The 25,224-nt window shown below is 64.6% G+C and carries 30 protein-coding genes and 2 pseudogenes; 20 read left to right on the forward strand and 12 right to left on the reverse strand.

Annotated features, from left to right (window positions below; genetic code table 11):
- The first annotated feature begins 1 nt into the window (after window position 1).
- The 6 genes from AC1DN9_RS01105 to AC1DN9_RS01130 all read left to right on the forward strand — a co-directional run bounded on the left by AC1DN9_RS01105 (window position 2) and on the right by AC1DN9_RS01130 (window position 5,186).
- A complete protein-coding gene (locus AC1DN9_RS01105; protein ID WP_478096462.1) occupies window positions 2-376 on the forward strand; it encodes an STAS domain-containing protein in 375 nt (124 codons plus the stop codon).
- A complete protein-coding gene (locus AC1DN9_RS01110; protein ID WP_478096464.1) occupies window positions 366-770 on the forward strand; it encodes an anti-sigma regulatory factor in 405 nt (134 codons plus the stop codon). The genes AC1DN9_RS01105 and AC1DN9_RS01110 overlap by 11 nt, the downstream gene beginning before the upstream one ends.
- A complete protein-coding gene (locus tag AC1DN9_RS01115) occupies window positions 761-1,786 on the forward strand; it encodes an ATP-binding protein (RefSeq protein WP_478096466.1) in 1,026 nt (341 codons plus the stop codon). Before AC1DN9_RS01110 ends, AC1DN9_RS01115 begins: the two co-directional genes overlap by 10 nt.
- Before the next feature lie 2 nt (window positions 1,787-1,788).
- Window positions 1,789-2,679 (forward strand): sensor histidine kinase, encoded by an 891-nt coding sequence (locus AC1DN9_RS01120; RefSeq protein WP_478096468.1) that lies wholly within the window; start codon window positions 1,789-1,791, stop codon window positions 2,677-2,679.
- A gap of 3 nt (window positions 2,680-2,682) precedes the next feature.
- Window positions 2,683-4,692, forward strand: coding sequence for a hybrid sensor histidine kinase/response regulator (locus AC1DN9_RS01125; protein ID WP_478096470.1), 2,010 nt, complete (start codon window positions 2,683-2,685; stop codon window positions 4,690-4,692).
- Window positions 4,693-4,811: 119 nt separating this feature from the next.
- Window positions 4,812-5,186 carry a response regulator gene (locus AC1DN9_RS01130; RefSeq protein WP_478096472.1) on the forward strand — a complete coding sequence of 125 codons (375 nt, stop codon included), beginning with the start codon at window positions 4,812-4,814 and terminating at the stop codon, window positions 5,184-5,186.
- A gap of 8 nt (window positions 5,187-5,194) precedes the next feature.
- On the opposite strand, the gene AC1DN9_RS01135 is transcribed toward AC1DN9_RS01130, so the two are convergent.
- The 3 genes from AC1DN9_RS01135 to AC1DN9_RS01145 form a co-directional block, all read right to left on the reverse strand.
- On the reverse strand, window positions 5,195-5,800 hold the full coding sequence (locus tag AC1DN9_RS01135) for a methyltransferase domain-containing protein (protein ID WP_478096474.1): 606 nt from the start codon (window positions 5,798-5,800) through the stop codon (window positions 5,195-5,197).
- Complete coding sequence (locus AC1DN9_RS01140) at window positions 5,797-6,420, reverse strand: PIG-L deacetylase family protein (protein ID WP_478096476.1); 624 nt, start codon at window positions 6,418-6,420, stop codon at window positions 5,797-5,799. Before AC1DN9_RS01140 ends, AC1DN9_RS01135 begins: the two co-directional genes overlap by 4 nt.
- A gap of 122 nt (window positions 6,421-6,542) precedes the next feature.
- Window positions 6,543-7,580, reverse strand: coding sequence for an acyl-CoA dehydrogenase (locus AC1DN9_RS01145; RefSeq protein WP_478096477.1), 1,038 nt, complete (start codon window positions 7,578-7,580; stop codon window positions 6,543-6,545).
- A 181-nt stretch (window positions 7,581-7,761) separates the two neighbouring features.
- Between AC1DN9_RS01145 and AC1DN9_RS01150 the strand changes: the two genes are divergently transcribed.
- On the forward strand, window positions 7,762-8,472 hold the full coding sequence (locus tag AC1DN9_RS01150; protein WP_478096479.1) for a glycosyltransferase family 2 protein: 711 nt from the start codon (window positions 7,762-7,764) through the stop codon (window positions 8,470-8,472).
- Window positions 8,473-8,514: 42 nt separating this feature from the next.
- A complete protein-coding gene (locus AC1DN9_RS01155; RefSeq protein WP_478096481.1) occupies window positions 8,515-9,645 on the forward strand; it encodes a YihY/virulence factor BrkB family protein in 1,131 nt (376 codons plus the stop codon).
- 6 nt (window positions 9,646-9,651) lie between these two features.
- Here AC1DN9_RS01155 and AC1DN9_RS01160 read toward each other — a convergent pair.
- Window positions 9,652-10,147 (reverse strand): annotated as a pseudogene (locus AC1DN9_RS01160) (ParB-like protein).
- A 69-nt stretch (window positions 10,148-10,216) separates the two neighbouring features.
- Here AC1DN9_RS01160 and AC1DN9_RS01165 point away from each other — a divergent pair.
- Entirely contained in the window at window positions 10,217-10,714 is a 498-nt protein-coding gene (locus AC1DN9_RS01165) for a DUF421 domain-containing protein (protein ID WP_478096483.1), read from the forward strand.
- A gap of 6 nt (window positions 10,715-10,720) precedes the next feature.
- Here AC1DN9_RS01165 and AC1DN9_RS01170 read toward each other — a convergent pair.
- Window positions 10,721-11,676 (reverse strand): annotated as a pseudogene (locus tag AC1DN9_RS01170) (flavodoxin family protein).
- Between the two features lie 178 nt (window positions 11,677-11,854).
- Here AC1DN9_RS01170 and AC1DN9_RS01175 point away from each other — a divergent pair.
- Complete coding sequence (locus AC1DN9_RS01175) at window positions 11,855-12,355, forward strand: hypothetical protein (RefSeq protein WP_478096485.1); 501 nt, start codon at window positions 11,855-11,857, stop codon at window positions 12,353-12,355.
- Window positions 12,356-12,462: 107 nt separating this feature from the next.
- Window positions 12,463-12,630, forward strand: coding sequence for a hypothetical protein (locus AC1DN9_RS01180; RefSeq protein WP_478096487.1), 168 nt, complete (start codon window positions 12,463-12,465; stop codon window positions 12,628-12,630).
- On the opposite strand, the gene AC1DN9_RS01185 is transcribed toward AC1DN9_RS01180, so the two are convergent.
- The 5 genes from AC1DN9_RS01185 to AC1DN9_RS01205 all read right to left on the reverse strand — a co-directional run bounded on the left by AC1DN9_RS01185 (window position 12,622) and on the right by AC1DN9_RS01205 (window position 15,365).
- Window positions 12,622-13,104: an SRPBCC family protein gene (locus tag AC1DN9_RS01185; protein WP_478096488.1), complete on the reverse strand. Its 483-nt coding sequence runs from the start codon at window positions 13,102-13,104 to the stop codon at window positions 12,622-12,624. The genes AC1DN9_RS01180 and AC1DN9_RS01185 overlap by 9 nt on opposite strands.
- Window positions 13,101-13,442: an ArsR/SmtB family transcription factor gene (locus AC1DN9_RS01190; protein WP_478096489.1), complete on the reverse strand. Its 342-nt coding sequence runs from the start codon at window positions 13,440-13,442 to the stop codon at window positions 13,101-13,103. The genes AC1DN9_RS01185 and AC1DN9_RS01190 overlap by 4 nt, the downstream gene beginning before the upstream one ends.
- Window positions 13,442-14,092: a glutathione S-transferase family protein gene (locus AC1DN9_RS01195; protein WP_478096491.1), complete on the reverse strand. Its 651-nt coding sequence runs from the start codon at window positions 14,090-14,092 to the stop codon at window positions 13,442-13,444. The genes AC1DN9_RS01190 and AC1DN9_RS01195 overlap by 1 nt, the downstream gene beginning before the upstream one ends.
- An 81-nt stretch (window positions 14,093-14,173) precedes the next feature.
- Window positions 14,174-14,344 carry a hypothetical protein gene (locus tag AC1DN9_RS01200; RefSeq protein WP_478096492.1) on the reverse strand — a complete coding sequence of 57 codons (171 nt, stop codon included), beginning with the start codon at window positions 14,342-14,344 and terminating at the stop codon, window positions 14,174-14,176.
- 94 nt (window positions 14,345-14,438) lie between these two features.
- A complete protein-coding gene (locus AC1DN9_RS01205) occupies window positions 14,439-15,365 on the reverse strand; it encodes a LysR substrate-binding domain-containing protein (protein WP_478096494.1) in 927 nt (308 codons plus the stop codon).
- Between the two features lie 107 nt (window positions 15,366-15,472).
- Here AC1DN9_RS01205 and AC1DN9_RS01210 point away from each other — a divergent pair, with 107 nt between their 5' ends.
- Genes AC1DN9_RS01210 through AC1DN9_RS01240 form a run of 7 tightly spaced genes read left to right on the forward strand, consistent with a single transcriptional unit; the run spans window position 15,473 to window position 21,808 of the window.
- Window positions 15,473-16,939: a form I ribulose bisphosphate carboxylase large subunit gene (locus tag AC1DN9_RS01210; protein ID WP_478096495.1), complete on the forward strand. Its 1,467-nt coding sequence runs from the start codon at window positions 15,473-15,475 to the stop codon at window positions 16,937-16,939.
- 14 nt (window positions 16,940-16,953) lie between these two features.
- Window positions 16,954-17,394: a ribulose bisphosphate carboxylase small subunit gene (locus AC1DN9_RS01215; protein WP_478096496.1), complete on the forward strand. Its 441-nt coding sequence runs from the start codon at window positions 16,954-16,956 to the stop codon at window positions 17,392-17,394.
- A complete protein-coding gene (gene cbbX / locus AC1DN9_RS01220) occupies window positions 17,391-18,338 on the forward strand; it encodes a CbbX protein (RefSeq protein ID WP_478096497.1) in 948 nt (315 codons plus the stop codon). Before AC1DN9_RS01215 ends, cbbX begins: the two co-directional genes overlap by 4 nt.
- Entirely contained in the window at window positions 18,335-19,063 is a 729-nt protein-coding gene (locus tag AC1DN9_RS01225; RefSeq protein ID WP_478096499.1) for an HAD-IA family hydrolase, read from the forward strand. The genes cbbX and AC1DN9_RS01225 overlap by 4 nt, the downstream gene beginning before the upstream one ends.
- Window positions 19,064-19,091: 28 nt before the next feature.
- Entirely contained in the window at window positions 19,092-20,186 is a 1,095-nt protein-coding gene (locus AC1DN9_RS01230) for a class 1 fructose-bisphosphatase (RefSeq protein WP_478096500.1), read from the forward strand.
- A 25-nt stretch (window positions 20,187-20,211) separates the two neighbouring features.
- Window positions 20,212-21,096: a phosphoribulokinase gene (locus AC1DN9_RS01235; protein ID WP_478096502.1), complete on the forward strand. Its 885-nt coding sequence runs from the start codon at window positions 20,212-20,214 to the stop codon at window positions 21,094-21,096.
- Between the two features lie 4 nt (window positions 21,097-21,100).
- Complete coding sequence (locus AC1DN9_RS01240) at window positions 21,101-21,808, forward strand: HAD-IA family hydrolase (protein ID WP_478096503.1); 708 nt, start codon at window positions 21,101-21,103, stop codon at window positions 21,806-21,808.
- An 88-nt stretch (window positions 21,809-21,896) separates the two neighbouring features.
- Here AC1DN9_RS01240 and AC1DN9_RS01245 read toward each other — a convergent pair whose 3' ends face one another.
- Complete coding sequence (locus tag AC1DN9_RS01245) at window positions 21,897-22,166, reverse strand: hypothetical protein (RefSeq protein WP_478096505.1); 270 nt, start codon at window positions 22,164-22,166, stop codon at window positions 21,897-21,899.
- A 144-nt stretch (window positions 22,167-22,310) separates the two neighbouring features.
- Here AC1DN9_RS01245 and AC1DN9_RS01250 point away from each other — a divergent pair, with 144 nt between their 5' ends.
- Entirely contained in the window at window positions 22,311-23,666 is a 1,356-nt protein-coding gene (locus AC1DN9_RS01250) for a class II 3-deoxy-7-phosphoheptulonate synthase (protein WP_478096507.1), read from the forward strand.
- Between the two features lie 27 nt (window positions 23,667-23,693).
- On the opposite strand, the gene folE is transcribed toward AC1DN9_RS01250, so the two are convergent.
- Window positions 23,694-24,440: a GTP cyclohydrolase I gene (folE, locus tag AC1DN9_RS01255; RefSeq protein ID WP_478096508.1), complete on the reverse strand. Its 747-nt coding sequence runs from the start codon at window positions 24,438-24,440 to the stop codon at window positions 23,694-23,696.
- Between the two features lie 333 nt (window positions 24,441-24,773).
- Between folE and AC1DN9_RS01260 the strand changes: the two genes are divergently transcribed.
- The gene (locus tag AC1DN9_RS01260; RefSeq protein WP_478096510.1) at window positions 24,774-25,217 is read left to right on the forward strand and encodes a universal stress protein; all 444 of its coding nucleotides are present in this window, start codon (window positions 24,774-24,776) and stop codon (window positions 25,215-25,217) included.
- Window positions 25,218-25,224: the final 7 nt, after the last annotated feature.

Raw genomic sequence — 25,224 nt, forward strand, 5'->3', positions numbered from 1 at the left:
CATGGAACGCATCCCGATCCTGCGCATGGGCGAGACCCTGCTGGTCACCATCCAGGTGGACATGCAGGACCAGACTGCATTGCAATTGCAGGACGACCTGGCCGACAAGATCGCCAAGACCGGCGCCAGCGGCGTCATGATCGACATCACGGCCTTGGAGATCGTCGATTCCTTCGTGGGGCGCATGCTCTCCAGCATTTCGCGCATCGCCCGCATCCTCTCCGCAACGACGGTCGTCGTCGGCATGCAGCCGGCGGTCGCCATCACGCTGATCGAACTCGGCTTGTCGCTCGAAGGCGTCAGGACCGCGCTCAATGTCGAGCGCGGCATGGAGCTCCTGCGCAGGACGCGCCAGGAGAGCCATCTTGGAAACTGAACGCTCTGGCGAGGTGCCGGTGCTGTCCGAACAGAACATCGTGGCCAGCCGCCAGCTGGTGCGTGCTCTTTGCCAGCAGTTGAAGCTCTCCCTGGTGGACCAGACCAAGATGATCACAGCGGCCAGCGAGTTGTCGCGCAACACGCTGACCCACGGTGGCGGCGGACGGATGCGCTGGGAGCTGGTGGAGCGCGAAGGCAGGCAGGGCCTGCAACTGCATTTCGAAGACGAAGGACCCGGCATCGCCGATGTGAAGCTTGCCTTGACGGACGGCTGGACGACTGGTAGCGGCATGGGCTTGGGCTTGCCCGGCAGCAAGCGGTTGGTGAATGAATTCCTGATCGACTCGGCACCCGGTCGGGGCACGCGAGTGAGCATCACGAAGTGGAAGTGATCCGGGGCTGGACCCACATCCCTTTTCCCATGGGCGATGCCAGCCGTGTCGGCGAGGCGCGGCGCCATGCCGCGCAAGCCGCGGCGCAGTTGGGCTTGAGTGATATCGAGGCGGGGCGCCTGGCGCTGGTGGTCACGGAGCTTGGCACCAATCTGCTGCGTCATGCGCGCCATGGGCAGCTGCTGATTGCAGCCCGGCCGGAGCATGCGGATGTCGAGGTGCTGGCCGTCGACGAGGGGCCCGGTATTCAGAACGTTGCGCAAGCCCTGGAAGACGGCTTCACGACGGGCAGTTCCCCGGGGACCGGCCTCGGCGCGGTCAAGCGCCTGGCGAGCGACTTCGACATCCATAGCGCGGTGCCGCATGGCACGGTGTGCCTCGCGCGCGTACGCAAGCAGGGCGCGACAGTCACGGCGGACACCGCCGACAGGCCCGCCTTCGAGGTCGGCGCTGTCTGCGTGCCGATTCCAGGCGAGGTCGTGTGCGGTGACGCCTGGGGGGCGGCCCTGGACGCCGCCGGCGCCACAGTGCTGGTCGCGGACGGACTTGGGCACGGACCGGATGCGGCCAAGCCTTCACAGCTCGCGGTCACCGCGTTTTCGGAAGACCCGGAGCTCGACCTCCGGGGCATCGTTGACAAGGTTCATCTGGAGCTCAAGACGACTCGCGGCGCGGCGGTGTGCGTGGTCCGGCTTTCCGGCTCGGACGACACGCTGCGGTGCGCCGGCGCCGGCAATGTGTCGGTGCGGGTGGTGTCCGGCGTGTTCGACCGCTCGATGGTGACCCAGCACGGCACTGCGGGCTTGCAGATACGAAAGCCCGAGGAATCCTCGATGGCACTGCCCGCCCATGCGCTCATCATCGTGCACAGCGACGGCATCGCAACACGGTGGGATACTCAACACCTCTTGCCGGTGCTTGGGCGAGACCCTGTCTTGGTGGCCGCCATCCTGATGCGCCACCATTCCAGAAAGCGCGACGACGCCACCATCGTGGTGCTCCGTCGGAGGACCTAGGGATGTCGACGACAAATACAGCGCAGGCCAGCATCGATGCGGCAGCCCTGATGGCGAGCCGGCAAGAAATCGACGCGCTGCGATCCGAACTCGAGGAAACAAACCGGGGCGTGGTCGCGCTCTACGCCGAACTCGACGCGCAGGCCGAGCAGCTCAAGCGGGCAACCGAACTCAAGAGCCGCTTCCTGGCCTACATGAGCCACGAGTTCCGAACGCCCATCAGCGCGATCCGCAGCATTGCGCGCCTGCTCGTGGACCGCGTCGATGGCCCCCTGACGCCGGAGCAGGAAAAACAAGTCACCTTCATCCAGTCGACCGCGACGGAGTTCTCGGAAATGGTCGACGACCTGCTGGACCTCGCCAAGATCGAGGCCGGCCGGGTCGAGATCTCGCCGGCCTGGTTCGAGATGGTGGATCTCTTCTCGGCGCTGCGCGGCATGTTCAAGTCGGTGCTGACGAACCCCGACGTGTCGCTGGTGTTCGAGGAGCCGGAGGGTTTGCCCAAGCTCTACACCGACGACCGGAAGCTGTCCCAGATCCTGCGCAATTTCATCTCCAACGCGCTCAAGTTCACGACGCATGGGGAAGTCCGGGTATCGGCAACGCGCGAGGGCGAGGACTACGTCAGGTTCTCCGTGAGCGACACCGGCATCGGCATCGACGCGAAGTTCCACGGTGCGGTGTTCAGCGATTTCTCCCAGATCGATTCGCCGGTTCAGAAGCGCCTGCGCGGCACGGGCCTTGGTCTTTCGCTGAGCAGGCAGTTGGCCATCCTGCTGGGTGGCCGCGTGGAGATGGAGAGTGTGCTGGGCAAAGGATCGACGTTCTCGGTGATCGTCCCGTTTCAACTGGAGATTTCTTCTCCGCAGCAAAGCGCCGGCACCAGGGAGTGATTCGTGCCCGAAAGCGTCATCCAGATCACCATCGATCGCAGCCAGCACACCGTGTTGGTGGTCGACGACAACCCGACGACGCGCTATTCCACGACACGCTTCGTCCGTGCAGCCGGCTTTCGAACCGAGGAAGCGGCCACCGGCGGCGAGGCGGTGGAGAAATCCATCAAGGGCATTTCGGCGGTGGTGCTGGACGTCCATCTGCCGGACATGAGCGGCTTCGAGGTGTGCCAGCGGATTCGCTCCGACGAGCGGACATCGCTGCTACCCATCATCCATCTGTCGGCCACCTACGTGGAGAACGAGGACAAGGTCGCGGGCCTGAACGCGGGCGCCGACGCCTACCTGGTACACCCGGTGGAGCCGGCGGTGCTCACGGCCACGCTGCAGGCGCTGATCCGCGCGCGGCTTGCGGAAGACAGCTTCCGGCGCAGCGACATCCGCTTTCGTGCAGTCTTCAGCCAGGCACTCAGCGGCATGGCGCTGTTCCAGGCCAACGGGGCCTTCGCGGATGTGAACGCGGCCATGGCGCGGATGCTGGGCCGGTCGCGGGAAGAATTGCTGGGTCGACCCATCAGCGACTTCGCGCCGCCCGAGTGGAGCGAATTCGTGAGCCACCGCACCATCACGGCCCTGGAGGAAGGAGCGTCCTGGCACGGCGAGTTTCCGCTCGTGCGCTCCGACGGCACCTGGGTGTACCTGCAATGGAGCATCTCTGCGCACCTCGAACCGGGGCTTCGAATCGGCATCGCGGTCGATGTGTCCGAGCGGCAGGAATTGGATCGCCGGCGCCAGGAAGTGCTGGAGCGCGAACAGGCGGCGCGCACGGTGGCCGAGCGCCAAAGCCGCACCAAGGACGATTTCGTGGCTGTGCTCTCGCACGAGCTGCGTACGCCGCTCAACTCGATTTCCGGCTGGGTGCACATCCTCAAGAACCGCGGCGCGTCCCCCGAGATCCTGAAAGGACTGGAGGCCATCGACCGCAATGTCCATGCCCAGGCGCGCATCATCTCGGACATCCTGGACGTGTCGCGCATCAACTCGGGCAAGCTGCGGCTCGACCGCCAGTGGTCCGACCCGACGGAGGTCGTGAACACCGCCATCGACGCGCTTCGCGAATCGATCGAGGCCAAGCGGCTCACTGTGGAGATTCAATGCCCGACCGAATCTCGCCCCGCATGGTTCGACCCGACGCGCTTCCAGCAGATCGTCTGGAACCTGACGACCAACGCCATCAAATTCTCGAAGGATGGGGGCGTCATCAAGGTCTTGCTCGCGCATGAAGGGGACATGCTCAGGCTTTCCGTTCAGGATTTCGGCAGAGGCATCCGGGCCGACTTCATCGACCATCTGTTCGACCGGTTCAGCCAGAGCGACTCCCCGGACAGTCGCTTTCACGGTGGCCTGGGGCTGGGGCTGTCGATCGTCAAGCACCTCGCGGAGTTGCACGGCGGCGGCGTGGTCGCCGCGAGCGAAGGGGAGGGCAAGGGGGCGCTTTTCGAAGTCGAGTTGCAGGTGGCCCAGACCGACACGGACGCCGCGGCGTGCATGGTCAGTGACGCCGATGAAGTCCCTTCAACCCAGGAGAGCTCGCCGCTCAAGGGTGTTGACGTCCTGGTCGTCGAGGACAGCACCGATGCCAGCGAAATGCTCCACGTCGTGCTGGCGGATGCCGGCGCTCGCGTGCGAATGGCAACGGACTACGTCAGTGCCGTTGAAGCCGCAACGGAAAGCTGGCCGGACGTGCTGGTCAGTGACATCGGACTGCCCGGGCGAGACGGCTACGAACTGGTTCGCGAGCTTCGCAACGCCGCGGGCGCAGGGCAGGGAAGGCGTTTGCGTGCCGTTGCGCTGACGGCCTTCTCTCGCGATCAGGACAGGGATCGCGCGCTGGCCGCAGGCTTCGACATGCACCTGGGCAAGCCGTTGCAGCCGCACCGGTTGATCACCGCCATCGCAGAGCTCGTCGGGCGTATGCCGGATGAAACAGAGCGTGTCGCTGGTCAGTCCTAGTTCTGCGCAACCCGCTGCGCTCCATGGGGAATAGCGCCTACTCGGGCAAGTCCTGAGCGCCCACTTCGCTTTGCATGCGGTGCGTTACGGTCGAATCAAACAAGACCGGGACGCTCTTCATGACCGCGCTATTGGTATTCCTCGTGGAAGACAACCGCAAGATCAGGGAGCAATTGGTCCCTGCCTTGGCGGTTCTGGGCGGCGCGACCGTGATGGCCGTTGCTGCGTCGGAGGACGAGGCGATCGATTGGCTGGCTCAGCACAAGGGGCAATGGGATCTTGCGGTCGTGGACCTCTTTCTGGAACAAGGCAATGGGCTCGGCGTCGTGCGCTGGTGCGATGGGCGAGAACCGCGCCAGCGGGTGGCCGTCCTGACGAACGACGCCACGGACGCCATGCGGATAGCCTGCAAGGAAGCCGGTGCCGACGGTTTCTTCGACAAGGCGACCGAACTCGAGGAGTTCTTCGATTTCTGCACGGAAAGCCGGCGGTAGGCGGCTCGTCAGCAGATGCCTTCGCGTCGAGCGACCGAAAGGCCGCGCGCCGCCCACACCTGCAACAGGAAGTCTTCTTCCTCATGCCGCACGACGAGAGGGAGGCCCAGTGCTGCGAGCGAGGCATGCACGGACTCGGTCGGCAGAACGCGTTCCGAAAAGTCTGCGCGCCAGTCGCAGGCCACCAGAGCGCCATCGTCGCTCAGGGACCGGAGACAGGCTAGTGCGATGCTGTTCATCCCTTGTTTCTCAAGGAAGTAGCCGACCTCGCTCAGAACGATGAGATCAAAGGGCCCGGCAGCGAAGGGCCATTCGGCCGGGAGCGTCTGCCGCTCGACGCGCACATTGCGCAGTCCGCGCACACGCTCCGTGACGATCTCGACGGCGGATTCAGACCCGTCGCTGGCGAGGAGTTCATCGCAGCGCGGCGCGAGTTGGGCCGTCAGCTCGCCAATGCCGCAACCAGGCTCATAGATCCGCCGGTAGTGTCGTTGCGGCAGGGCTGCAAGCAGCAGCGCGCGCTTGCGTGCTTCGTACCACCGCACGCGCAGCTCGTACGGATCGTCGCTGGCGCCGTAGAGCGCATCGAAATAGGCACTGGAACCGGCGCTCATGTGAACATCACCTCGAAGGGGCGCGCAGCACGCTCGACAGTGGTGGCCCGCAGAATCGGGCCGGACCCTGTGGACGCGTCGGTCCGCAACTGGCTGGTGAAGCATTGGACGGCCTCGCGCTTCTGGCGCGTCGCTTCATCGTCGAGCGCCAAGCGCCGTGCACGGGCCCATGGAAGCCGTGCATCGCCGGGTTCGGCCCAGTGCCAGGCCCACACGGGGATTTCCACGAGGCGCGCGCCGATGCGCCCGGCCACCAGCGCGCAAATGTGACCACATATTTCGTGATCGGGATGGCCATCGCCTCGCCAAGTCGTGAAGATCACATCGGAGCGACGCAGGAGCGCCAAGAGGCGGTCCGCGAGAAGACCACTCAATGCGTGCAGTCCACCATCGGGCAGCCCCAGCCGGACCGACTCGACGTCGCCGCCGAGACAACGCAGCGCGCGCCGGCTTTCGAGCGGTCGCTCACTGCGAAGGCGACCGACCGGCCATTCGGTCGAGCCCGGGTGACTGGCAGTGCCGTCGGTGGCCGCCACGATGCTTGGCGCAATCCTGGCGCGTGCCAGCAGCGCGAGCAAGCCACCCGCGCACAGCACTTCGTCGTCGGGATGCGGTGCCACAACGACCGCGCGTGAGCCCTCTGGAACGAGATCCTCCAGAGAGACAGGCGGTAGGCGAGAAAGGCCGTGCCATGCGCTCCAAGCTACCTCAGACGTCCCTTGCCCGGTGAAAGAGGAGCCTGTCAAAGCGCGCACGGCTGGCCTCCGGCTTCGAGTGCCAGTTCGCCGAGTTGCGCCATGTCGCGCTCTGCGTGGCTCTGCCGGAGGAAGACCGGCAAGTCGGCCATCGCGCGCGCGAAGCGTGGATTGCGGCACAACGGACCTGCGCCCGTCGCCCGGCCGGCGTGGTGCATCACTTCTTCGGCCGCGTGCTCGACGAACAGCCGCGCTCGCAGGGCATCTCGGTGCGCATTCCGCTTCGGATGCAGGTCGATGGCGGCGGCCGTCTCGCGCAACACTGCAGCCGCTGCAGCGAGCGCAGCGTCGATCGCACCCAGATGGGCCAATCGATGCGGATCGGGTGCGCGCCCGGTCGATTCATGGGCCATGCGCGCGATGCCGAGCGCGCCCCCGAACCAAACTGCTGCGATGCCCGCGCCACCGTGCCAGAAGCCGGGGCGGGTCACGTAGTCGCCGGGCCGCCCGACTGGAATTGCGTCGGCCGCGTCGAAGATGACATCCACGCTGCCGCTCGCCGCCATGCCCACGGCTTGCCAGCCTTTGTCGGTGACAGTCACCGCCGGGGGTGCGATGGCGACGGCAGCGAGACAAGGTTCGTCGGCGGCGTTCCAGCAGCTCACCACCGCGTGCGTGACGGTCGCGGCGCCGGAGCACCATGCCTTTCTGCCGGTGAGTCGCACTTTGGATGCCTTCTTGTCATGCTCGCGGATCTTCAGTCGTGCGTCGGGAGGTTCGGCGCACCAGGTACCCCACTGCAGTCCTTGTTCGGGCCCCGGCACCCCGCACTCCTCGAGAATCGCGAGCGCGTCGGTATGCCCCTCGAATAGCTTGGCGAGCGAAAGATCGTGCGCCGCAACCTCCGCCAACACCCGCCATCGCGCGAGCGTATCGCCGGCACCGGGAAAGGGCAGGCGATCGATTCCGGCATCGGTGAGCAGCTCGAGTGTCAACGTCCCTTCATGTCGCTGCTGCAGTTGGCACAGCCTCTCTTCGATCGTGTTTGCAGGTATGAACCCGCGGCGCGGACGAACGAGTTGCATGTCGGCTCCTTTGCAGCCAAAGACGCTACTCCTTGATGGCGGCCACAGCTGTAGGAAGCGACCGCGGTGCACGTTGCGTTGCTACCCGGTCAGGTGGCTGCCTACAGCGATTCGCGCAAAGGACCTGGCGGCGCGCCGAACCGGAGGCGAATAGCCTTCAACGCACACGCCACCCATCGCCATGATCTGCATCATCATTCCCGCGCACAACGAGGAAAAGGTCATCGGCGAAACAGTCCAGGCGGCGCGGCTTGCAGCCAGCGACGCGGGACTCGGCGGCGAGCGGGTCGAAATCGTCGTCGTGCTCGACGCTTGCACCGACGCCACCTCCGTGCACGCGACGCGTGCCGGCGCTCGCACCGTCAGCATTCGGGCCCACAACGTCGGCGTCGCCCGGGCCGTGGGTGCCGAAGCCGGACTGGCGATGGGTGCACGCTGGCTTGCCTTCACGGACGCCGACACCCAGGTCTCGGCAAGCTGGCTGGTGGACCAGTTGGTGCTGGATGCAGATGCCGTATGCGGCTGCGTCGCCATACAAGACTGGTCGACCCATGGCCTCCACGCCGACTGGTTGCGCGCACATTTTCTGCGCACCTATTCCGACGTCGACGGACATCGGCACATCCACGGTGCGAATCTCGGTGTTTCCGCCGTCGCCTATCGCCGCGCAGGAGGCTTCAGGCATCTGGCCTGCAATGAGGATGTCGAACTGGTGCGCACCCTCGAACGCAGCGGCGCGCGCATTGCTTGGAGCGCAAAGCCGCGCGTCTTCACCAGCGCCCGCCGGGAAGGCCGGGCCAAAGGCGGCTTTGCCGACGCGCTGGTCAACGCCATCGCGTCCCACATTCCGCTCGCCCCTCCGATCGCTCCGCCAGCGAACGCGACGACCTGAACCGAACCGTCCCCCAAGCTTCTCCCGCAGACGGAGTCAGCCATGAAGGCCACCCATTTCATCGAACTTTGCAAAACGTCGGCATCCGCGTGGGTCGATGACTATGCGCCCAGCATGGGCGCAGCCATCTCGTACTACACGATCTTCTCGATGGCGCCACTGCTTGTGATCGTCATCGCCATCGCGGGCGCGCTGTTCGGCCGCGAAGCCGCGCAGGGGCAGATCGTTGCGGAGATTGCCGGCCTCGTCGGGCGCGACGGCGCTTCGGCTGTCGAAGCACTGCTGCGCAGCGCGAGCGCGCCCGAGCGTGGCCTGGTCGCGGGTTCGATCAGCGTCGTGGTGCTGCTGGTCGGCGCGACCTCGGTCTTCGCAGAACTCCAGAGTGCGCTCGATCGCATCTGGCATGTCCCCGACAAGGAGAAGCCCTCGGGGCTCTGGGCCGTGCTGCGCGCGCGCCTCTTGTCCTTCGGCTTGATCCTCGGCTTGGCATTCCTGCTGATCGTGTCGCTCATGGTGAGCGCACTGCTCGCCGCATTCGATACCTGGTTCGGCGCCTTGCTCCCAGGGCGGGAGCTCATCCTGCAGAGCGTCAACGAGTTGTTTTCGATCGGGATCTTCACGCTTCTCTTCGCGATGATCTTCAAGCTGATGCCGACGGTGCCCATTGCCTGGAAGGATGTGGCGATCGGCGCCTTCGTCACCGCGCTGTTGTTCGAACTGGGAAAGCTGCTGATCGGGCTCTATCTTGGCAAGAGCGGCTTCCAGCAGGCCTTTGCGGCCGCGGGCTCCCTGGTTGTGCTGGTGGCCTGGGTCTACTACGCGGCGCAGATCTTCCTGCTCGGTGCGGAGTTCACGAAAGCCTATGCGGATGAACACGGCTCGCGCGCCGCTGCCAGGGCGATGGAGGCCACCCAGGACAGCGCAGACGGCGCGGCGCCGAGCAGAGGATCGATGGCCCCGGTCGTTCGGCAGCCGTTGCCCGACTATTCCGGATTGGGTCGAACCGCGGATGTGCAACGCGAAGTTGACGGCCGCGTGGAAAGAGCCATGCGGTTGCTTGCCAAGCGGCTCGTGGTGCTGTGCCTGCTCGCAACCGCCAATGCATTGGCGGTTCGGTGGACGAAACGGGTGGAACGATCGAAAAGTCGGCGCAAGGCACGCCGGGCGGCATAGGAAGTATCAGCTGTGCCCTGGCCAGCCGGGCAGAAATGAGCTCTTCTTCGATCGGGCCAGCGCCAGCGCCTGGGCCAAGGCCTTCTTCGGATCTTTCTCGAAAAGCTTTCTCGGAATAGCGCTCCGAAAGTGATTCGCCCAGAGGAACTCGAGAAAGGGCGCCTCAGACTTCGCAAAGCCGCCGGCATCCCGAACCTCGCCGGCCACAGAAGCCTTCCGGCTCCAACTGGGACAGGTCCTTCACGACGCCCACCAGAACGCATTCGGATTCTTCCCGGACCAGAGCCGCGGCGGTGTGATGGTGGTTCAGGATGTAGTAGGTCTTCCCCGGACCCTTGACGGCGGGGAACAGCTCTCGGCGCATGGCATCGCGCCTTTCCTTGCGGCCCAACTTAGCCCACGACTGACGTTTTTTGTCGACCTCTTTGAACCCGACAGTGATCTGCGTTGGACGAAGCTTCTCGAGCTTCACATCCTTGAGCTCTGAGCCAATGCTGTACATCGAAGGCCCCCTGGGAATGAGGGAAGAATCTTCGCGCAGTCCTTTGGCGCCACGTAGTAGGAGAACGCCGTGATCAAACTCGTCCGCCTGGTATTCGGAGAAGGCGCCGATCTGGAAATCTGGCAAATGGCGATGCGGGCGGCGGTGGTGTTCGTCGTCGCGCTCATCCTCATTCGCGCATCGGGACGGCGCTCGTTCGGCCAGCACAGCCCGTTCGACGCATGCATCACCGTTCTTCTCGGTGCCGTGCTCAGCCGGGCGGTGGTGGGTGCTTCACCGTTCTGGGCTACCGTCGCCGCGTCTGCGGTCCTCGTGCTCATCCACCGCGCAGTGGCGTTGGCAAGCACACGCTGGTATTGGTTCGAGGATTTGGTCAACGGGCATGAAATCGAACTCGTCCGTGCCGGCCAAATGGACCACGCAGCCATGCGGAAAGCCCTCGTCACCGAGAGAAACCTCCATGAGGCCATTCGCCAGGCGCTTGGGAACAAGCAGATTTCGGACGTCGCTCGCGCCGTCTTGGAGACGGATGGCAAGGTGACCGTCATTGGCAAGGAAGATTCATGACGCCATTCATTTAGGCCGCGGGCGGTGGAGGCAGGAGTCGGCAGGCTTCAGTTGCCCCGCTCGCAATTGGGCCACGGCGCGCGCAACGGCCCGCGCGACATTTCGAACCTCTTCCTGCAAGGCTTGCTCGCGATCCAGTGCCTCTTGGCTGGTCGCATAAGGTTCGTAGTAGCCGATGTACCGATCCAGCCGCGCCTGGGCTCCGGCGTCGATCAAGCCCATCCATTCGAGCCAGTCACAGAGATTGCGCCGCAGGCTTTCGATGCCGGCCACGTCGCCATGCACGACAACACCGTAGGCGCGGCCCTGCAGATGCTTGGGGTAGCTCCATCCCTTGAGCTCCAGCGCCTTGGCTTCTTCGGCGTTCTTGCCGTGCGTGGTGGTGGGATCAGGGTTGCCGCCGTCCGAGCAAACCAGGCGGTCGATCATGAGTTTGAGGGCGCTCGGGGCCTGATACCAGTGAGTCGGCGTGAAGAGGATCACCCCATGCGCCGCAACCCATCGCTCGTAGATCTCGTTCATCCAGTCGCCAGTCTGGCGCAGCGAGTGGTTCGGATAGCAGCTGCAAGGCCAATGGCAAAGCGGCATGGCAGTGGACACGCAACCCTTGCACGGGTGAATCGTCCGCCCATACCATCGTTGCGCGGGGAGCCGTTGACGAGCAGGACACGCGAAGGCGTGCGCGGGTTGCCCCATTCAACTTGCGCCTTCTGGATGCGATCCCTTGCCGCGAGCCAATCGACGGAAAGCTCGTAGTCAGGGTCTTCGAATCCGGCTCCCGCCTTGCGAGTCACCGGGCTTTTGCGCCCCTGCTCGTAGGCCTTCCATGCGATGGATTCGAGTCGTTCGAGCGGCTTCGCTTCAGGCTTGAACGCCGGGTCGCGGTAGGGTTCCATGAAGCGCTCGTGGAACTCGCGGCGTTCGAGATGGCCTGGCGCCTGGCCTTTGCGAACATCGGTCATGGGGCGGAATGTATGGCGCTGCAATGTGCTCGACAGTCACTCGCGAAGGCCGTCTCGGCGTAGGCGAAATTCCATCGTGGAATCCGAAAACCTGACACGACTTTTCGATCCATGGGGAGGTGACGCGAGGTTGCGACTGACACCGTAGCGCGCAAGGGAACGCCAGCATCAGGGTCTCATGAAGCTGATGCTCGGCCTTTACTCGGCAATCCACGCGTTCATGGCGGCCTTGTTTGCGGTGGCCGCACTGATGTTGATTGCCATTGCGGCGCGCATCGCGTGGGCGGCATTCGCCAACGAACTGGACGCCTCGGCGGCGGAAGCCATCATCGAGGCCATGGGGCTGCTGGCCGCTGCCGTGGTCGCATTGCAGATCTCCCAGACCATCGCGGAGGAGGAAGTCATCCGCGACGCGCACATCAGCGCGCCCACCCGGGTGCGACGTTTCCTCTCGCGCTTCATGGTCGTGGTGGTCGTGGCGGTCGCGGTTGAAGCGCTCGTCGCCACCTTCAAGGCGCGTCAATCCGCTTCGCTGCTGCTCTACGCTGCGGCGACGCTGTGCTCTGTCGGGGTGATCCTGGCCGGATGGGGGCTTTTCATACGGTTCAACCGCTATGCGGAAGAGCTGGAGCCGGAGGCCATGGCCGAAGCAAAGCGGGAAGACGCCAAGCTGAAGTAGTCCGACAAACCCGTCGGCGAACGCCGACAGCGGCGCGAGATTCCATCCGAGACCCGGGGCAAGGCACCGGCTCACTATCGACGCCTCATCAACCGAATGGAGCGCAGATGAACCACAAAGCCATGGCGCCACGCCCTTCGCGTGGCAACACCGATACGAACGAAGAGCCCGAGCTGACCCAGGAAGAGTCGATACCGAGCGACGGCAAGGACGACGAAGGGGAACAGCTCATGGAGCAGCTGGGCCGTGAGCGTCGCAAGGACGCTTCAGGCTGATGTCAGATAGGCGCTGAGCTTGTCGATGATGTCGCGACTGCCGCGCTCACGGCTGCCGTTGTCATCGTAGCCGTCGAGGAAGGCGCCTTGTTCCGTCATGATCAGCCTCGCGCCGGCGCCCGCAGGCTTGAACTCGAAGGTGGCGAGCGAGACCGAAATCTTCCGCCCGTCCAGGCGCATCTCGTACGCATAGACGATTCGCTCTCCGGGGATGATGTCGAAGTAGGTCGCGTCGAACTCGGTGATCAGGCCGCTTCTCCACCGGCCCTTCAATCGCTCGCGGCCACCGACCTTGAAATCCATGGCCCGCTCGACGATGTCCCATTGTTCATTGGGCGCGGTGAACCAGCCGTTCTTGCCCTCGATGCTCGCAAAGGCGTCGAACACCCGCTGCGGTGTCACTGACGCATAGGTTCGCTCGATGGCGAAAACGCCATGGGCGACGCTGCGGTCCGGTCCGGTCGGGGTGGTCATTTCGGTTCTCCGTGTGGAAAGCGTTGGAGGTGCTCGCCGAGACGGTCGAGACGCTTGTCCCATTCCGCCCGGCGCTGGTTGAACCACCGCTCGGCGAGGCTGAGCGCGGCAGGCTCTATCCGGCACGTGCGCACCCGGCCGACCTTTTCGGAACGCACCAGGCCGCTGTCCTCCAGCATCGCCAGGTGCTGGACGATGGCCGGCAGCGACAGGCCGTAGGGCTGGGCCAGCTCGCTGACCGTCGCGGGACCGCGGGACAGGCGCTCGACCATGTTGCGCCGGGTCGGGTCCGCAAGCGCCTGGAAGGTCAGGTCGAGATCGACGGCCCTCGGACGCATCAGCCGTCCTTCAACGGAAAGTATTGGAAGAAGGGTTCGGCCTCGGCCAGCACTCTGGCCACGCTGGGCCGTGCCTTCAGGCGGCCGAGATAGGCATCGAGTTCGGGCCAATCGGCCAAGGGAACGGCGTAGTCAGCATAGAACAGCGCGGGCAAGGCGGCGCAGTCAGCCAAGGTGAAGGTCTCGCCCATGGCCCAGGGCCGGGTGATCATCGGGGCGATCATGTTGTAGCCAGAGCGGATTTGGCCGCGCGACTTCTCGACCCCGAAAGGATCGTGCTGCCCTTGCGGACGCAAGCGCTCGGCGACCACCTGTTGAAACGGAAGGTGGATATAGCTGTCGATGAGTCGGTCGATCAGGCGGGTCTGCATCGCCAGGTCCGCGTCTTCTGGAACCAGGGAGGCCGCGGAGCGCTCGGTGCGAGCCAGATACTCGATGATGACGCTCGACTCCGGGACCGTCTTGCCTCGCGCGTGGTCGCGCAACACAGGGAACTTGGCCAGGGGCCAGACCGCCTCGAAAGCGGCGCGGTCGGCGGGATCGCCGAGGTTGACCAGTCGCGGCTCGAAGTCGACGCCAGCCTCATAGAGCGCGATCAGCACCTTCCAGCAGAAGGAGGAGAGCGGGTGGTAGTAAAGGGTCCAGCGCATCGCAAAGCTCAATACTTAGGTGGTTGCCTAAGTATGTCTGCGGCTCGGCTGGGCGTCAAGCGGGGCTTCGCCAGCCAATGCCTAGAAGCGATTCGCAGCCCGTCGAACGACGACTGTCCCCTTGACCGGTGGCTTTTCACCTTGCGGCACTGCCGCCTTCCTTGGAGCGCGCTTGGCGGGCTTGCGCCGGCCCTTGAGGGACTCGATCAGGGAAAGGGCTTCCTTGTCGAATTTCGCGTTGCCGTCGGGCATGGCCGCCTCCGGAAGATGCGAGGGCCGCATGGTACGACCAGACGGATTTCGCTGCAGGGATCTCGATTTTCCTGGAGTTGACGGGGAGTGAGATTCACGCCAGCGCCGTCTCGCTGAACATCGCGGCCAGGTGCGCTTCGCCGCGCTCGAGGATGAAATAGCGGAAGGCCTCCGCCGCCGGCGACAGGATCTTGGCCGCTGCGTTCACGAGGTGCCAGCGCCGCATCAACGGCAGACCTTCCACGGACGGCGCAGCAATCAGCCCGCTGCGCCATTCCAGGCCGATGGTGTGGAGCGAGACCAGGCTCACGCCCAATCCGGCCATGACGGACTGCTTGATCGCCTCGTCGCTTGGCATCTCCATGATGAACATCGGCTCCAGGCGGTGCACGGCGAGGAACTCCTCGAGCGCCGCGCGCGTGCCGGAGCCCGGTTCGCGCACGATGAATCCTTCGCGCGCCAGCGCGCCCGCGGGCACGTTCTCCGCCCTCGCGAAGGGGTGGCCGGGCGCAGTCACCAGGACGTGCGGATGCATCGCGAAGGGTTCGGCGCGGTTGGGCCATTCCTTGGGCGCCCGGCCCATCACCGAGAGCTCTACCTCGTTCGCCTGCATCAGCGCCACCAACTGCTCGCGGTTGCCGAGGCGCAGCCGCACATCGACGGCAGGGTGCTCGGCATGGAATTGCGCCAGCAGTTGCGGCAGGAAGTACTTCGCCGCGCTGACCATGCCGATCGTCAACACGCCCGACTCGACGCCCTTGAAGCGCGCCATGGCGTCCTCGGCATCCTTCAGGGTGCCGAGCAGGCGCTGCGCGTAGACCGCGAAGTATTCACCGGCGGTCGACAGCGACAACCGCCGCCCGGCGCGGTCGAAAAGCGGCAGGCCGACCTGGGACTCCACCTCCTTGATCTGCATCGACACCGCAGGCGGCGTGAGGTGCAGCGCCTCCGCGGCGCGCAGCACGCTGCCGTGGCGCACCACTTCGACGAACACCCGCAATTGGCGGAACGTGATGTTCATGATTAAGCAAATGCTTATTCAAACGCAAAGAATGTCTGAATTTACCTTACTTGATTCGACTTCTAAAGTGAGTTCACCCACTCACCCAACGCTGCTTGGAGGCTTCTGTGAACCTACCCGTCGAACTGGGCGTCATCACCGACGCGAAGAAGCGCTACAGCGCAGGCGTCCTGAAATACCGGCAAATGGGGTACTGGGACGCCGACTACCAACCCAAGGACACTGACGTTCTTTGCCTGTTCCGCATCACGCCGCAGGAGGGGGTCGATGCGATCGAGGCTGCCGCCGCGGTGGCCGGCGAATCGAGCACGGCGACATGGACCGTGGTCTGGACCGACCGGCTGACCGCCTGCGACAGCTACCGCGCGAAGGCCTACAAGGTCGATCCGGTGCCCGGCCAACCCGGCCAGTACTTCGCCTGGGTCGCCTACGACCTCATCCTTTTCGAGGAGGGCTCGATCGCCAACATGACGGCGAGCCTGATCGGCAACGTCTTCTCGTTCAAGCCTCTGAAGGCGGCACGGCTCGAGGACATCCGCATCCCGGTCGCCTACGTGAAGACTTTCAAGGGGCCGCCGACCGGCCTGGTGGTCGAGCGCGAGCGGCTCGACAAGTTCGGACGTCCGCTGCTCGGCGCCACCACCAAGCCCAAGCTGGGCCTGTCGGGCCGCAACTACGGCCGCGTGATCTACGAAGGGCTCAAGGGCGGGCTCGACTTCATGAAGGACGACGAGAACATCAACTCGCAGCCCTTCATGCACTGGCGTGACCGGTTCCTTTACGTCATGGACGGCGTCAACAAGGCCAGCGCGGCGACCGGCGAGGTCAAGGGCAGCTACCTGAACGTCACCGGTGCGACGATGGAAGACATCTACGAGCGGGCGGAGTTCGCGAAGGAACTGGGCTCGGTGGTGGTCATGCTCGACCTGGTGATCGGTTGGTCGGCGATCCAGAGCATGGCGAACTGGGCGCGCCGGAACGACATGGTCGTGCACATGCACCGCGCCGGTCACGGCACCTACACACGGCAGAAAAATCACGGCGTGAGCTTCCGCGTGATCGCCAAGTGGTTGCGGCTGGCCGGCGTCGACCACATGCACACCGGCACTGCGGTCGGCAAGCTCGAAGGCGACCCGATGACGGTCCAGGGCTACTACAACGTCTGCCGGGACAGCTTCACGAAGCAGGACCTGCCGCGTGGCCTGTTCTTCGACCAGGATTGGGCCGACATGCGCAAGGTGATGCCGGTCGCCTCGGGCGGGATCCATGCCGGGCAGATGCACCAGCTGATCGACCTGTTCGGCGACGACGTGATCCTGCAGTTCGGTGGCGGAACGATCGGTCATCCGGCGGGCATCCAGGCCGGTGCGGTTGCCAACCGCGTCGCGCTCGAGGTGATCGTCAAGGCGCGCAACGAAGGCCGCGACATCAGGCAGGAGGGCCCCGAGATCCTGCAGGCCGCGGCGCGCCATTGCACACCGCTCAAGCAGGCGCTCGACACCTGGAAGGACGTGTCTTTCAACTACGCGTCCACCGACACCAGCGATTTCGCCACCACCGCATCGGTGGCTTGAAGGAGATCCCGACCATGATGACCAACCCAACCGGCCGCATCACCCAGGGCCAGTTCAGCTTCCTGCCCGATCTCACCGACCGCGAGATCTCGATGCAGATCGACTACGGCCTCAGGAAGGGCTACGCCTGGAGCGTCGAATACACCGACGACCCGCATCCGCGCAACACGTACTGGGAGATGTACGGCATGCCGATGTTCGATCTGGAGGACGCGGCGGGCGTGATGATCGAGCTGAAGGAATGCCGCAAGACCTTCCCTCATCATTACATCCGGCTGATGGCGTTTGACTCCACACGCGGCGTCGAGACCATCACGATGAGCTTCATCGTCAACCGGCCCGCCAGCGAGGCCGGCTTCAGCCTCGTGCGCCAGGAGTCCCATGGCCGCACGATGCGCTACACGGTGCGCAGCTATGCGACCGACAAGCCCGAAGGGGAGCGGTCACCTCCATGACCGCACCTCTGTACGCGATCCCTGGCACCCCTGCCGCCGCCGCGCCGGATGAACCGGCGCCGGCCGCGCGCACGGTCGCCGAGGTCCTGGCGCAAAGCCAGGTCGAGACGGTCATCGATGAACTCGATCACGACCTGATCGGGCTGGTGCCGGTGAAGAGCCGCATCCGCGACATCGCCGCGCTGCTGGTGATCGACAAGCTGCGCGCCCAGCACGGCCTGGCCGCGCAAGCGCCTTCGCTGCACATGTGCTTCACCGGCAACCCCGGCACCGGCAAGACCACCGTCGCGCTGCGGATGGCGCAGATCCTTCACCGGCTGGGCTATGTGCGCAAGGGGCACGTGGTCAGCGTGACGCGGGACGACCTGGTGGGCCAGTACATCGGCCATACCGCGCCCAAGACCAAGGAGGTCTTGAAGAAGGCGATGGGCGGCGTGCTCTTCATCGACGAGGCGTATTACCTCTACCGCCCGGAGAACGAGCGCGACTACGGCCAGGAGGCGATCGAGATCCTCCTGCAGACGATGGAAAACCAGCGCGACGACCTGGTGGTGATCCTCGCCGGCTACAAGGACCGCATGGACACGTTCTTCCAGTCCAACCCCGGCATGAGCTCGCGCATTGCGCACCACCTTGACTTCCCCGACTACGCCACGCCGGAGCTGCTGCAGATTGCCGACCGCATGCTGTCGGCCACGCACTACCGCTTCGGCGCCGAGGCGCGCGAAGCCTTCGACAACTACCTGCGCCTGCGCATCGCCCAACCGCATTTCGCCAACGCGCGCAGCGTGCGCAACGCACTCGACCGGGCGCGGCTGCGCCAGGCCAGCCGCCTCTACGCCGACCGCGAGCGCGTGCTCGGGGCGGACGAGCTCAGCACCATCGCCGCCGGCGACATCCTCGCCAGCCGGGTGTTTGCAAACGCTGAAAAGGAGGCGCCGTGAAGCCCGAACCCTTGCGCGCCCTGATCTTCGATTTCGACGGCACGCTCGCCGACACCGAGAGCGCGCATCGCGCCGCGTTCAACGATGCCTTCGACGAGGCCGGCCTCGACTGGCATTGGGACGAGCCGCTCTACACGCAGCTGCTGGAGGTCTCGGGAGGCAAGGAGCGCATCCTGCACTACTGGGGCCAGGTGCGCGGAGACATCAAGGTCATCGATGCCGGCGCCTTGGCCGACACCGTGCAGCGCATTCACGATCTCAAGACTGCGCACTACGAGCGCAGGGTGCACGAAGGTGCCGTGCAGCTGCGACCCGGCGTGCTGCATCTGATCGAGTCGGCGTTCGATGCGGGGCTGCGCCTGGCGATCGCGACCACCACGTCGCCCGTCAACATCGCATTCGTGCTGCGATCGGCAATCGGTCTCGACTGGGCGGACACCTTCCAGGTCGTCGAGGACGCCTCCACCGCCCCTCGCAAGAAGCCGCATCCGCAGGTGTACCTGCAAACGCTGCAGCGGCTGCAGCTGCGCGCCGCGCAGTGCCTGGCTTTCGAGGACTCGGCCAACGGACTCAAGTCGGCCATCGACGCCGGTCTGCCGACCATCGTGACCCCCAACGACTTCACGGTGCATCACAACTTCGTGGGCGCGCTGCATGTCCTGTCCGACCTGCAGGGCACGACAGTGGCCGAACTGAGCAACTGGCACGCAAGCGCGCAGCGCTGAATCCGGATTCACGCATCGAAAGACGACCATGCCCTTGTCCCATCGATCGACTCTCACGCAATACCTGATCGAACAGCGCCGGCGCTTTCCCGGGGCCAGCGGCGACTTCAACGCGCTGATCCTGGACGTGGCGCTCGCAGCCAAGGCGATCGCTCGCGCGGTGGCTTTCGGCGAACTCGGCAGCGCAGCGAGCGAGCAGGGCGGGGAACTCGGCTGCAATCTCAACGTGCAGGGCGAAATCCAGAAGCCCCTGGACGTCATCAGCAACGAGATCTTCGTGCGCATGAACGAGTGGGGAGGCCACTGCGCCGGCATGGCGTCGGAGGAGATGGATGAGCCCTACCAGATCCCTCCGCAGCACCCGCGCGGCAAGTACCTGCTGGTGTTCGATCCGCTGGACGGCTCCAGCAACATCGAGGTGAACGTCTCGGTCGGGAGCGTCTTCAGTGTGCTGCGCGCGCCGCAGGAGGTGGTCGACAGTGGTCGCGATGTGACCGAGGCCGATTTCCTGCAGCCTGGTGCGGTGCAGGTGGCTGCGGGCTATGCACTGTATGGACCGACGACGATGCTGGTGCTGTCGGTGGGAAACGGCGTGGCCGGGTTCACGCTCGACCCCAACCTCGGCGAATTCATGCTGACCCATCCGCACATCAGGGTGCCGATCGACACGCAGGAGTTTGCGATCAACGCCTCCAACAGCCGCTTCTGGGAAGCGCCGGTCAAGCGCTACGTCGACGAATGCCTGGCCGGCAGGACCGGCACGCGATGCAAGGATTTCAACATGCGCTGGATCGCGTCGATGGTGGCCGAGGTGCATCGGATCCTGATGCGCGGCGGCGTTTTCCTCTACCCGCGCGACTCGAAGGACCCGACCAGGCTGGGTCGTCTTCGCCTGCTGTACGAGGCCAACCCCATTGCATTCATCGTGGAGCAGGCCGGCGGCCGCGCCAGCACCGGGCGCCAGCCTGTGCTGGGCGTGCAACCCACGTCGCTTCACCAGCGCATCGGCCTGGTGTTCGGCTCGAAGATCGAGGTCGAGCGCATCGAGCGGTATCACACCGAGCCCGCCAGGGGCGAACTGCAAAGCCCGTTGTTCGCCCGGCACAGCCTGTTCCGCGAATGAGAGATTCCAGCTTCGGGGACACACCATGTCTGAACGCCATCCCATCATCTCGATCACGGGTTCCTCCGGCGCGGGGACCACGTCGGTCACGCGAACATTCCAGAACATCTTCCGCCGCGAGCGCGTGAAGGCCGCGGTCGTCGAGGGCGACAGCTTCCACCGATTCGACCGCAAGGAAATGAAGCTGCGCCAGGCAGAGGCCGAGCGTGAGGGCAACATGAACTTCAGCCACTTCGGCGCCGAGAACAATCTGTTCCCGGAGCTGGAGGCACTGTTCCGCGACTATGCGAACACCGGCGTCGGCCGCCATCGCAAGTATCTGCACGACGCCGAGGAGGCCGCACCCTACGATCAGCAGCCGGGGACCTTCACGCCTTGGGAAGACCTGCCCGAGGGCACCGACCTGCTGTTCTACGAAGGGCTTCATGGCGCCGTGGTCACGCCCGAGGTGAACGTCGCCCGGCATCCGGATCTGCTCATCGGCGTAGTGCCGGTGATCAACCTGGAGTGGATCCAGAAGCTCTATCGCGACAAGACGCAGCGCGGCTACAGCACCGAAGCCGTGACCGACACGATCCTGCGCCGCATGCCCGACTATGTGAACTACATCTGCCCGCAGTTCAGGCACACGCACGTGAACTTCCAGCGCGTGCCGGTCGTGGACACCTCGAACCCCTTCATCGCCCGCGACATCCCCTCGGCCGACGAGAGCATGGTGGTCATTCGCTTCGCCGATCCGAAGGGCATCGACTTCCAGTATCTGCTCAACATGATCAACAACTCGTGGATGTCGCGCGCCAACACGATCGTGGTGCCCGGCGGAAAGATGGAGCTGGCGATGCAACTGATCTTCACGCCCTTCATCTGGCGAATGATGGAGCGCCGCAAGGCGGCCCTGAGCGCCTTGTGAATACATGGTCTACGACATCGTCAGCTTCGACCTCGACGGCACGCTCGTCGATACCGCCGCCGAGATCGCGGAGGCGGTCAATCTCGCGCTCGGCGCGCACGGCGTGGCACGCCGGCCTACGGAGGAGATCACCCATCTCATTGGCGACGGCGCCCGACAGCTGATGCTCAAGCTGCTGGCACGGCTGTACCTCGAGCAGCCGGCGCTGGTGGAAACGGTCCGCGTCGAAGCCGTGCTGCAAAGCTTCGAGCACGACCTGAACGCCGCGATCGGCAGCATGTGCGTGCCGTACACCGGCGCGCACGAGGCGCTGACGCGGCTACGCGAAGCAGGCGTTCGACTCGCCTGCGTGACCAACAAGGAACTGCGCCACGCGCGCCGGGTGCTCGAGGCCACTCGGCTCGACAGCCTGTTCGAGCTCGTGATTGGCGGCGACTCCCTGCCGCAGAAGAAGCCCCACGGGAGCGTGCTGCGCCACGTGGTCGAAGCGCTGAACGGCGACACGCGCCGCGCCGCGCATGTGGGCGACTCGAGCACCGACATGGACGCTGCGCGCAATGCCGGCGTGGCCGCCTGGGCGGTGCCCTACGGCTACAACGCGGGCGTTCCGATTGCCGACTCGCATCCGCAGCGCATCTTTCCCGGGCTGATCCAGGTCGCCGACTTCGTGCTCGCCAACCGGCCCGCAGCAGAGGCGCGGGTTTCTGCATGAGCCGGACTCTCTCACTGTGTCATTCGCGCAGGCGGCCATGCCACCGACGGGTCCGCTGGCGGGACGGAGGCGAGCAGCGAGCGCGCCCTCAATGCGTGCCGTATGGACGAAGCACTTCGGCGGCCGCTATCTCCAAGGCTCGTGCTGGCGGTGAGTCCTTGCTGACGAGCTGCTTCAAGCGGCGATAGACCTCGAACATCAGGTCTTCGTCGTATTCGCTCGAGTCAGGATCGATGACCGGGTATTCGCGCTCCAAGGAACTCAGCGTCCATTCGTACTGGTTCCGCACGACCTCTTGATTTTCAATGGACTGCAGCGGTTCGACCGCCGGCGAGCGTGAACTCGATTGAATTCTCATGACACCCCCCGAAACTTGCCGGAAGAGAAGGAAACCAGCCGAGCTTCGAATTTAATGCCAAAGTAAACACAAATACCAGCCCACCCGTCGCGCCAGGTGAGCCTGGACTATCCCGGCATCCGAACCTGCAATAGCATCGCAGGCGTGCAATCCTGGTCACCTTTCTCGTGGCGTCAACGCAAGGCGCTGCAGCTTCCGACGTACCCGGATGCAGGGGCGCTGAAGGCGGTCGAGGCGCGTCTTGCTTCCCTGCCGCCCCTGATCTTTCCTGGCGAGATCACCCAGCTCAAGGATCGGCTTGCGGCCGTCTCCCGCGGCGAGGCCTTCCTGCTCCAAGGGGGTGATTGCGCCGAGAGCTTCGACGAGCTGGGCCAGATGCCCGTCGAGTCGACTTTCCGCGTGATCCTCCAGATGGCCGTCGTGCTCACGTACGCCGCCGCCTGCCCCGTCATCAAGGTCGGTCGGATCGCCGGGCAGTTCGCCAAGCCCAGGTCATCCGATACCGAGACGATTCAGGGCGTCACCCTTCCTTCCTATCGGGGCGACATCATCAATGGCGCCGAGTTCAGTACCGCGGCGCGTACACCTGATCCGGAACGACTCTTGACCGCCTACTCCCATTCGGCGGCCACGCTCAATTTGCTGCGGGCGCTGGCACAGGGCGGTTTCGCGGATCTCCACCGGGTGCATGGGTGGACCGCCGATTTTGTGCGCGGCAGCCCGCAGGGCGAGCGGTTCGAGGAACTGGCGGATCGCATCGCGCAGTCGCTCGCTTTCATGGAGGCGTGTGGCTTTGACGCTGCCAGGGCGCCACAACTGCATGCGGTGGAGTTCTACACCTCGCACGAGGCGCTTCATCTGCCTTACGAGGAGGCACTCACGCGCAATGACGAGGACACCGGCCGCGCGTACGGCGCCTCTGCCCACATGCTCTGGCTGGGCGATCGCACGCGCGCCATCGACGATGCCCATGTGGAATACCTCCGCGGCGTCGACAACGCCCTGGGGGTCAAGCTGGGACCCTCCACAAAGCCCGAAGATGTGCTTGCCTTGCTGGATCGTCTGGACCCGGATCAGCAGCCTGGTCGCGTCGTCATGATTGCCCGGATGGGCAGCGACAAGGTTGCCGATGCGCTGCCTCCACTGTTGCGCGCGGTCCGGGATGCCGGACGCACGCCCGTGTGGTCCTGCGACCCGATGCACGGCAACACCGTCACCTCTTCCAACGGCTACAAGACGCGTGACTTCGGTCGCATCCTCGACGAAGTGCGGGGATTTTTCGCGGCCCATCAGCAGGAAGGCACCTATCCGGGCGGGTTGCACTTCGAGATGACGGGACAAGACGTCACGGAATGCAGGGGAGGCGCCCAAGGCCTCGGCGACGAGGCACTGTCAGAGCGCTATCGCACCGCCTGCGACCCGCGATTGAATGGATCGCAAAGCCTGGAACTGGCTTTCCTCGTGGCTGATGTCTTGCGGACCCGGCGTTCGAAGCCGTAATTGGCGTCCCGCGACGGACGCGGACCGCTAGTGGTCGCTGGAATTTTTCTCGTGCAGCAAGGCCAGGAATTCGCGACGCAGTGTGGCGTCTTTCAGGAAGGCGCCGCGCATCACGCTGCTGGTCATGCTGGCGCCGTTGTCCTTGACGCCGCGCCAGTGCATGCAGGAGTGATCCGCCGCCATCACGAGTGCCAGCCCATCGGGCTTCACCCGCCGCTCCAGTTCGTCTGCGAGCATCATCACGGCCTCCTCCTGAATCTGCGGGCGGCCCATGATCCAGTCGCTGATACGGGCGTACTTCGAAAGACCGATCAAGTTGGAATGCTCGTTGGGCATGATGCCGATCCACAACTTTCCCATGATCGGGCACAGGTGGTGCGAGCAGGCGCTGCGCACGTTGAGCGGGCCGATGATCATCATCTGGTTGAGACGCGAGGCGTTCGGGAACTCCGTGATCGCCGGCATCGGTACATAGCGCCCGCGAAAGACTTCGGTCAGGAACATGCGAGCGACGCGCCGGGCGGTCTCGTTCGTGTTGTGGTCGTTTTCAGTGTCGATGACGAGTGCACGCAGCACCTCCTGCATCCGATGCTCGACTTCGGCTTTCAGCTCTTCGAGTTCACCCGGCAGGATGAAGGCCGAGATGTTGTCGTTGGCGTGGTAGCGGGCGGCGGCACCGATCAGCCGGTAGCGGATGCGATCGGATGCGCTCATCGGCGCAGGCGTTGGGCCGGTCGTGAGGATCGGGTCCAAGGTCTCTGTCGTTCGGAACATGGGTCTTCTTGCCGTGGTGAATGATGAAGAGCGCCGTCAAAGCGACCTGAGGTATTGCGCGAGCTCTGATTCCCTTTCGTCGGGGATGCGGACTTGCGACTTCGCAGTCCTTCCCCTTAGATGCAACAACCGGGCTGGATGTGACAGCGCGCTGTTCGAAGGCCGCGACTACCGAGATCAATGCAAGATCATTGCATTCAACGGGCAATAAATGTCGTTTTACATGGAGCATGGATCAGGACACGATAGATCACTGGCGCGCGTGCCTGTGAGGCGGAGCTTTCCGCTCAAGAGGACTTGCGGCTCGATCAATCTTCCTGAAGGACAAGACTCATGTTCCATCACATCCTGGTGCCCACGGACGGCACCCGCTTTTGCGACAAGGCCGTGGATCGTGCGATCGACCTGGCGATGGAGCGCAATGCGGATGTCGTCGCACTGCGTGTCGTGCCGCGATACGCGATGAATTACTTCGATGGCATGACGGTGTTCACGCCCGACGAGATTGCCCGTGCGGAAGCCCTCTCCGTCGATGCAGCCGAACAGTCACTGCAGCCGATGGTGACGCGCGCCGAAGCCAGCGGCGTGCGACTCAAACCTTCAATCACCGTCTCGGACGGCGTTGCGGATGCGATCATCGCCGCGGCGGCCAAATACGGTTGCGACCTGATCGTGATGGCTTCTCACGCGCGATCGGGGTTTGCACGGCTGCTCATCGGCAGCGACACGGACCAGGTCCTGACTCATTCAAAAGTCCCAGTGCTGGTCATCCGCTGAAAGGAAG

The sequence above is a fragment of the Variovorax sp. 05L425 genome (assembly GCF_056397705.1).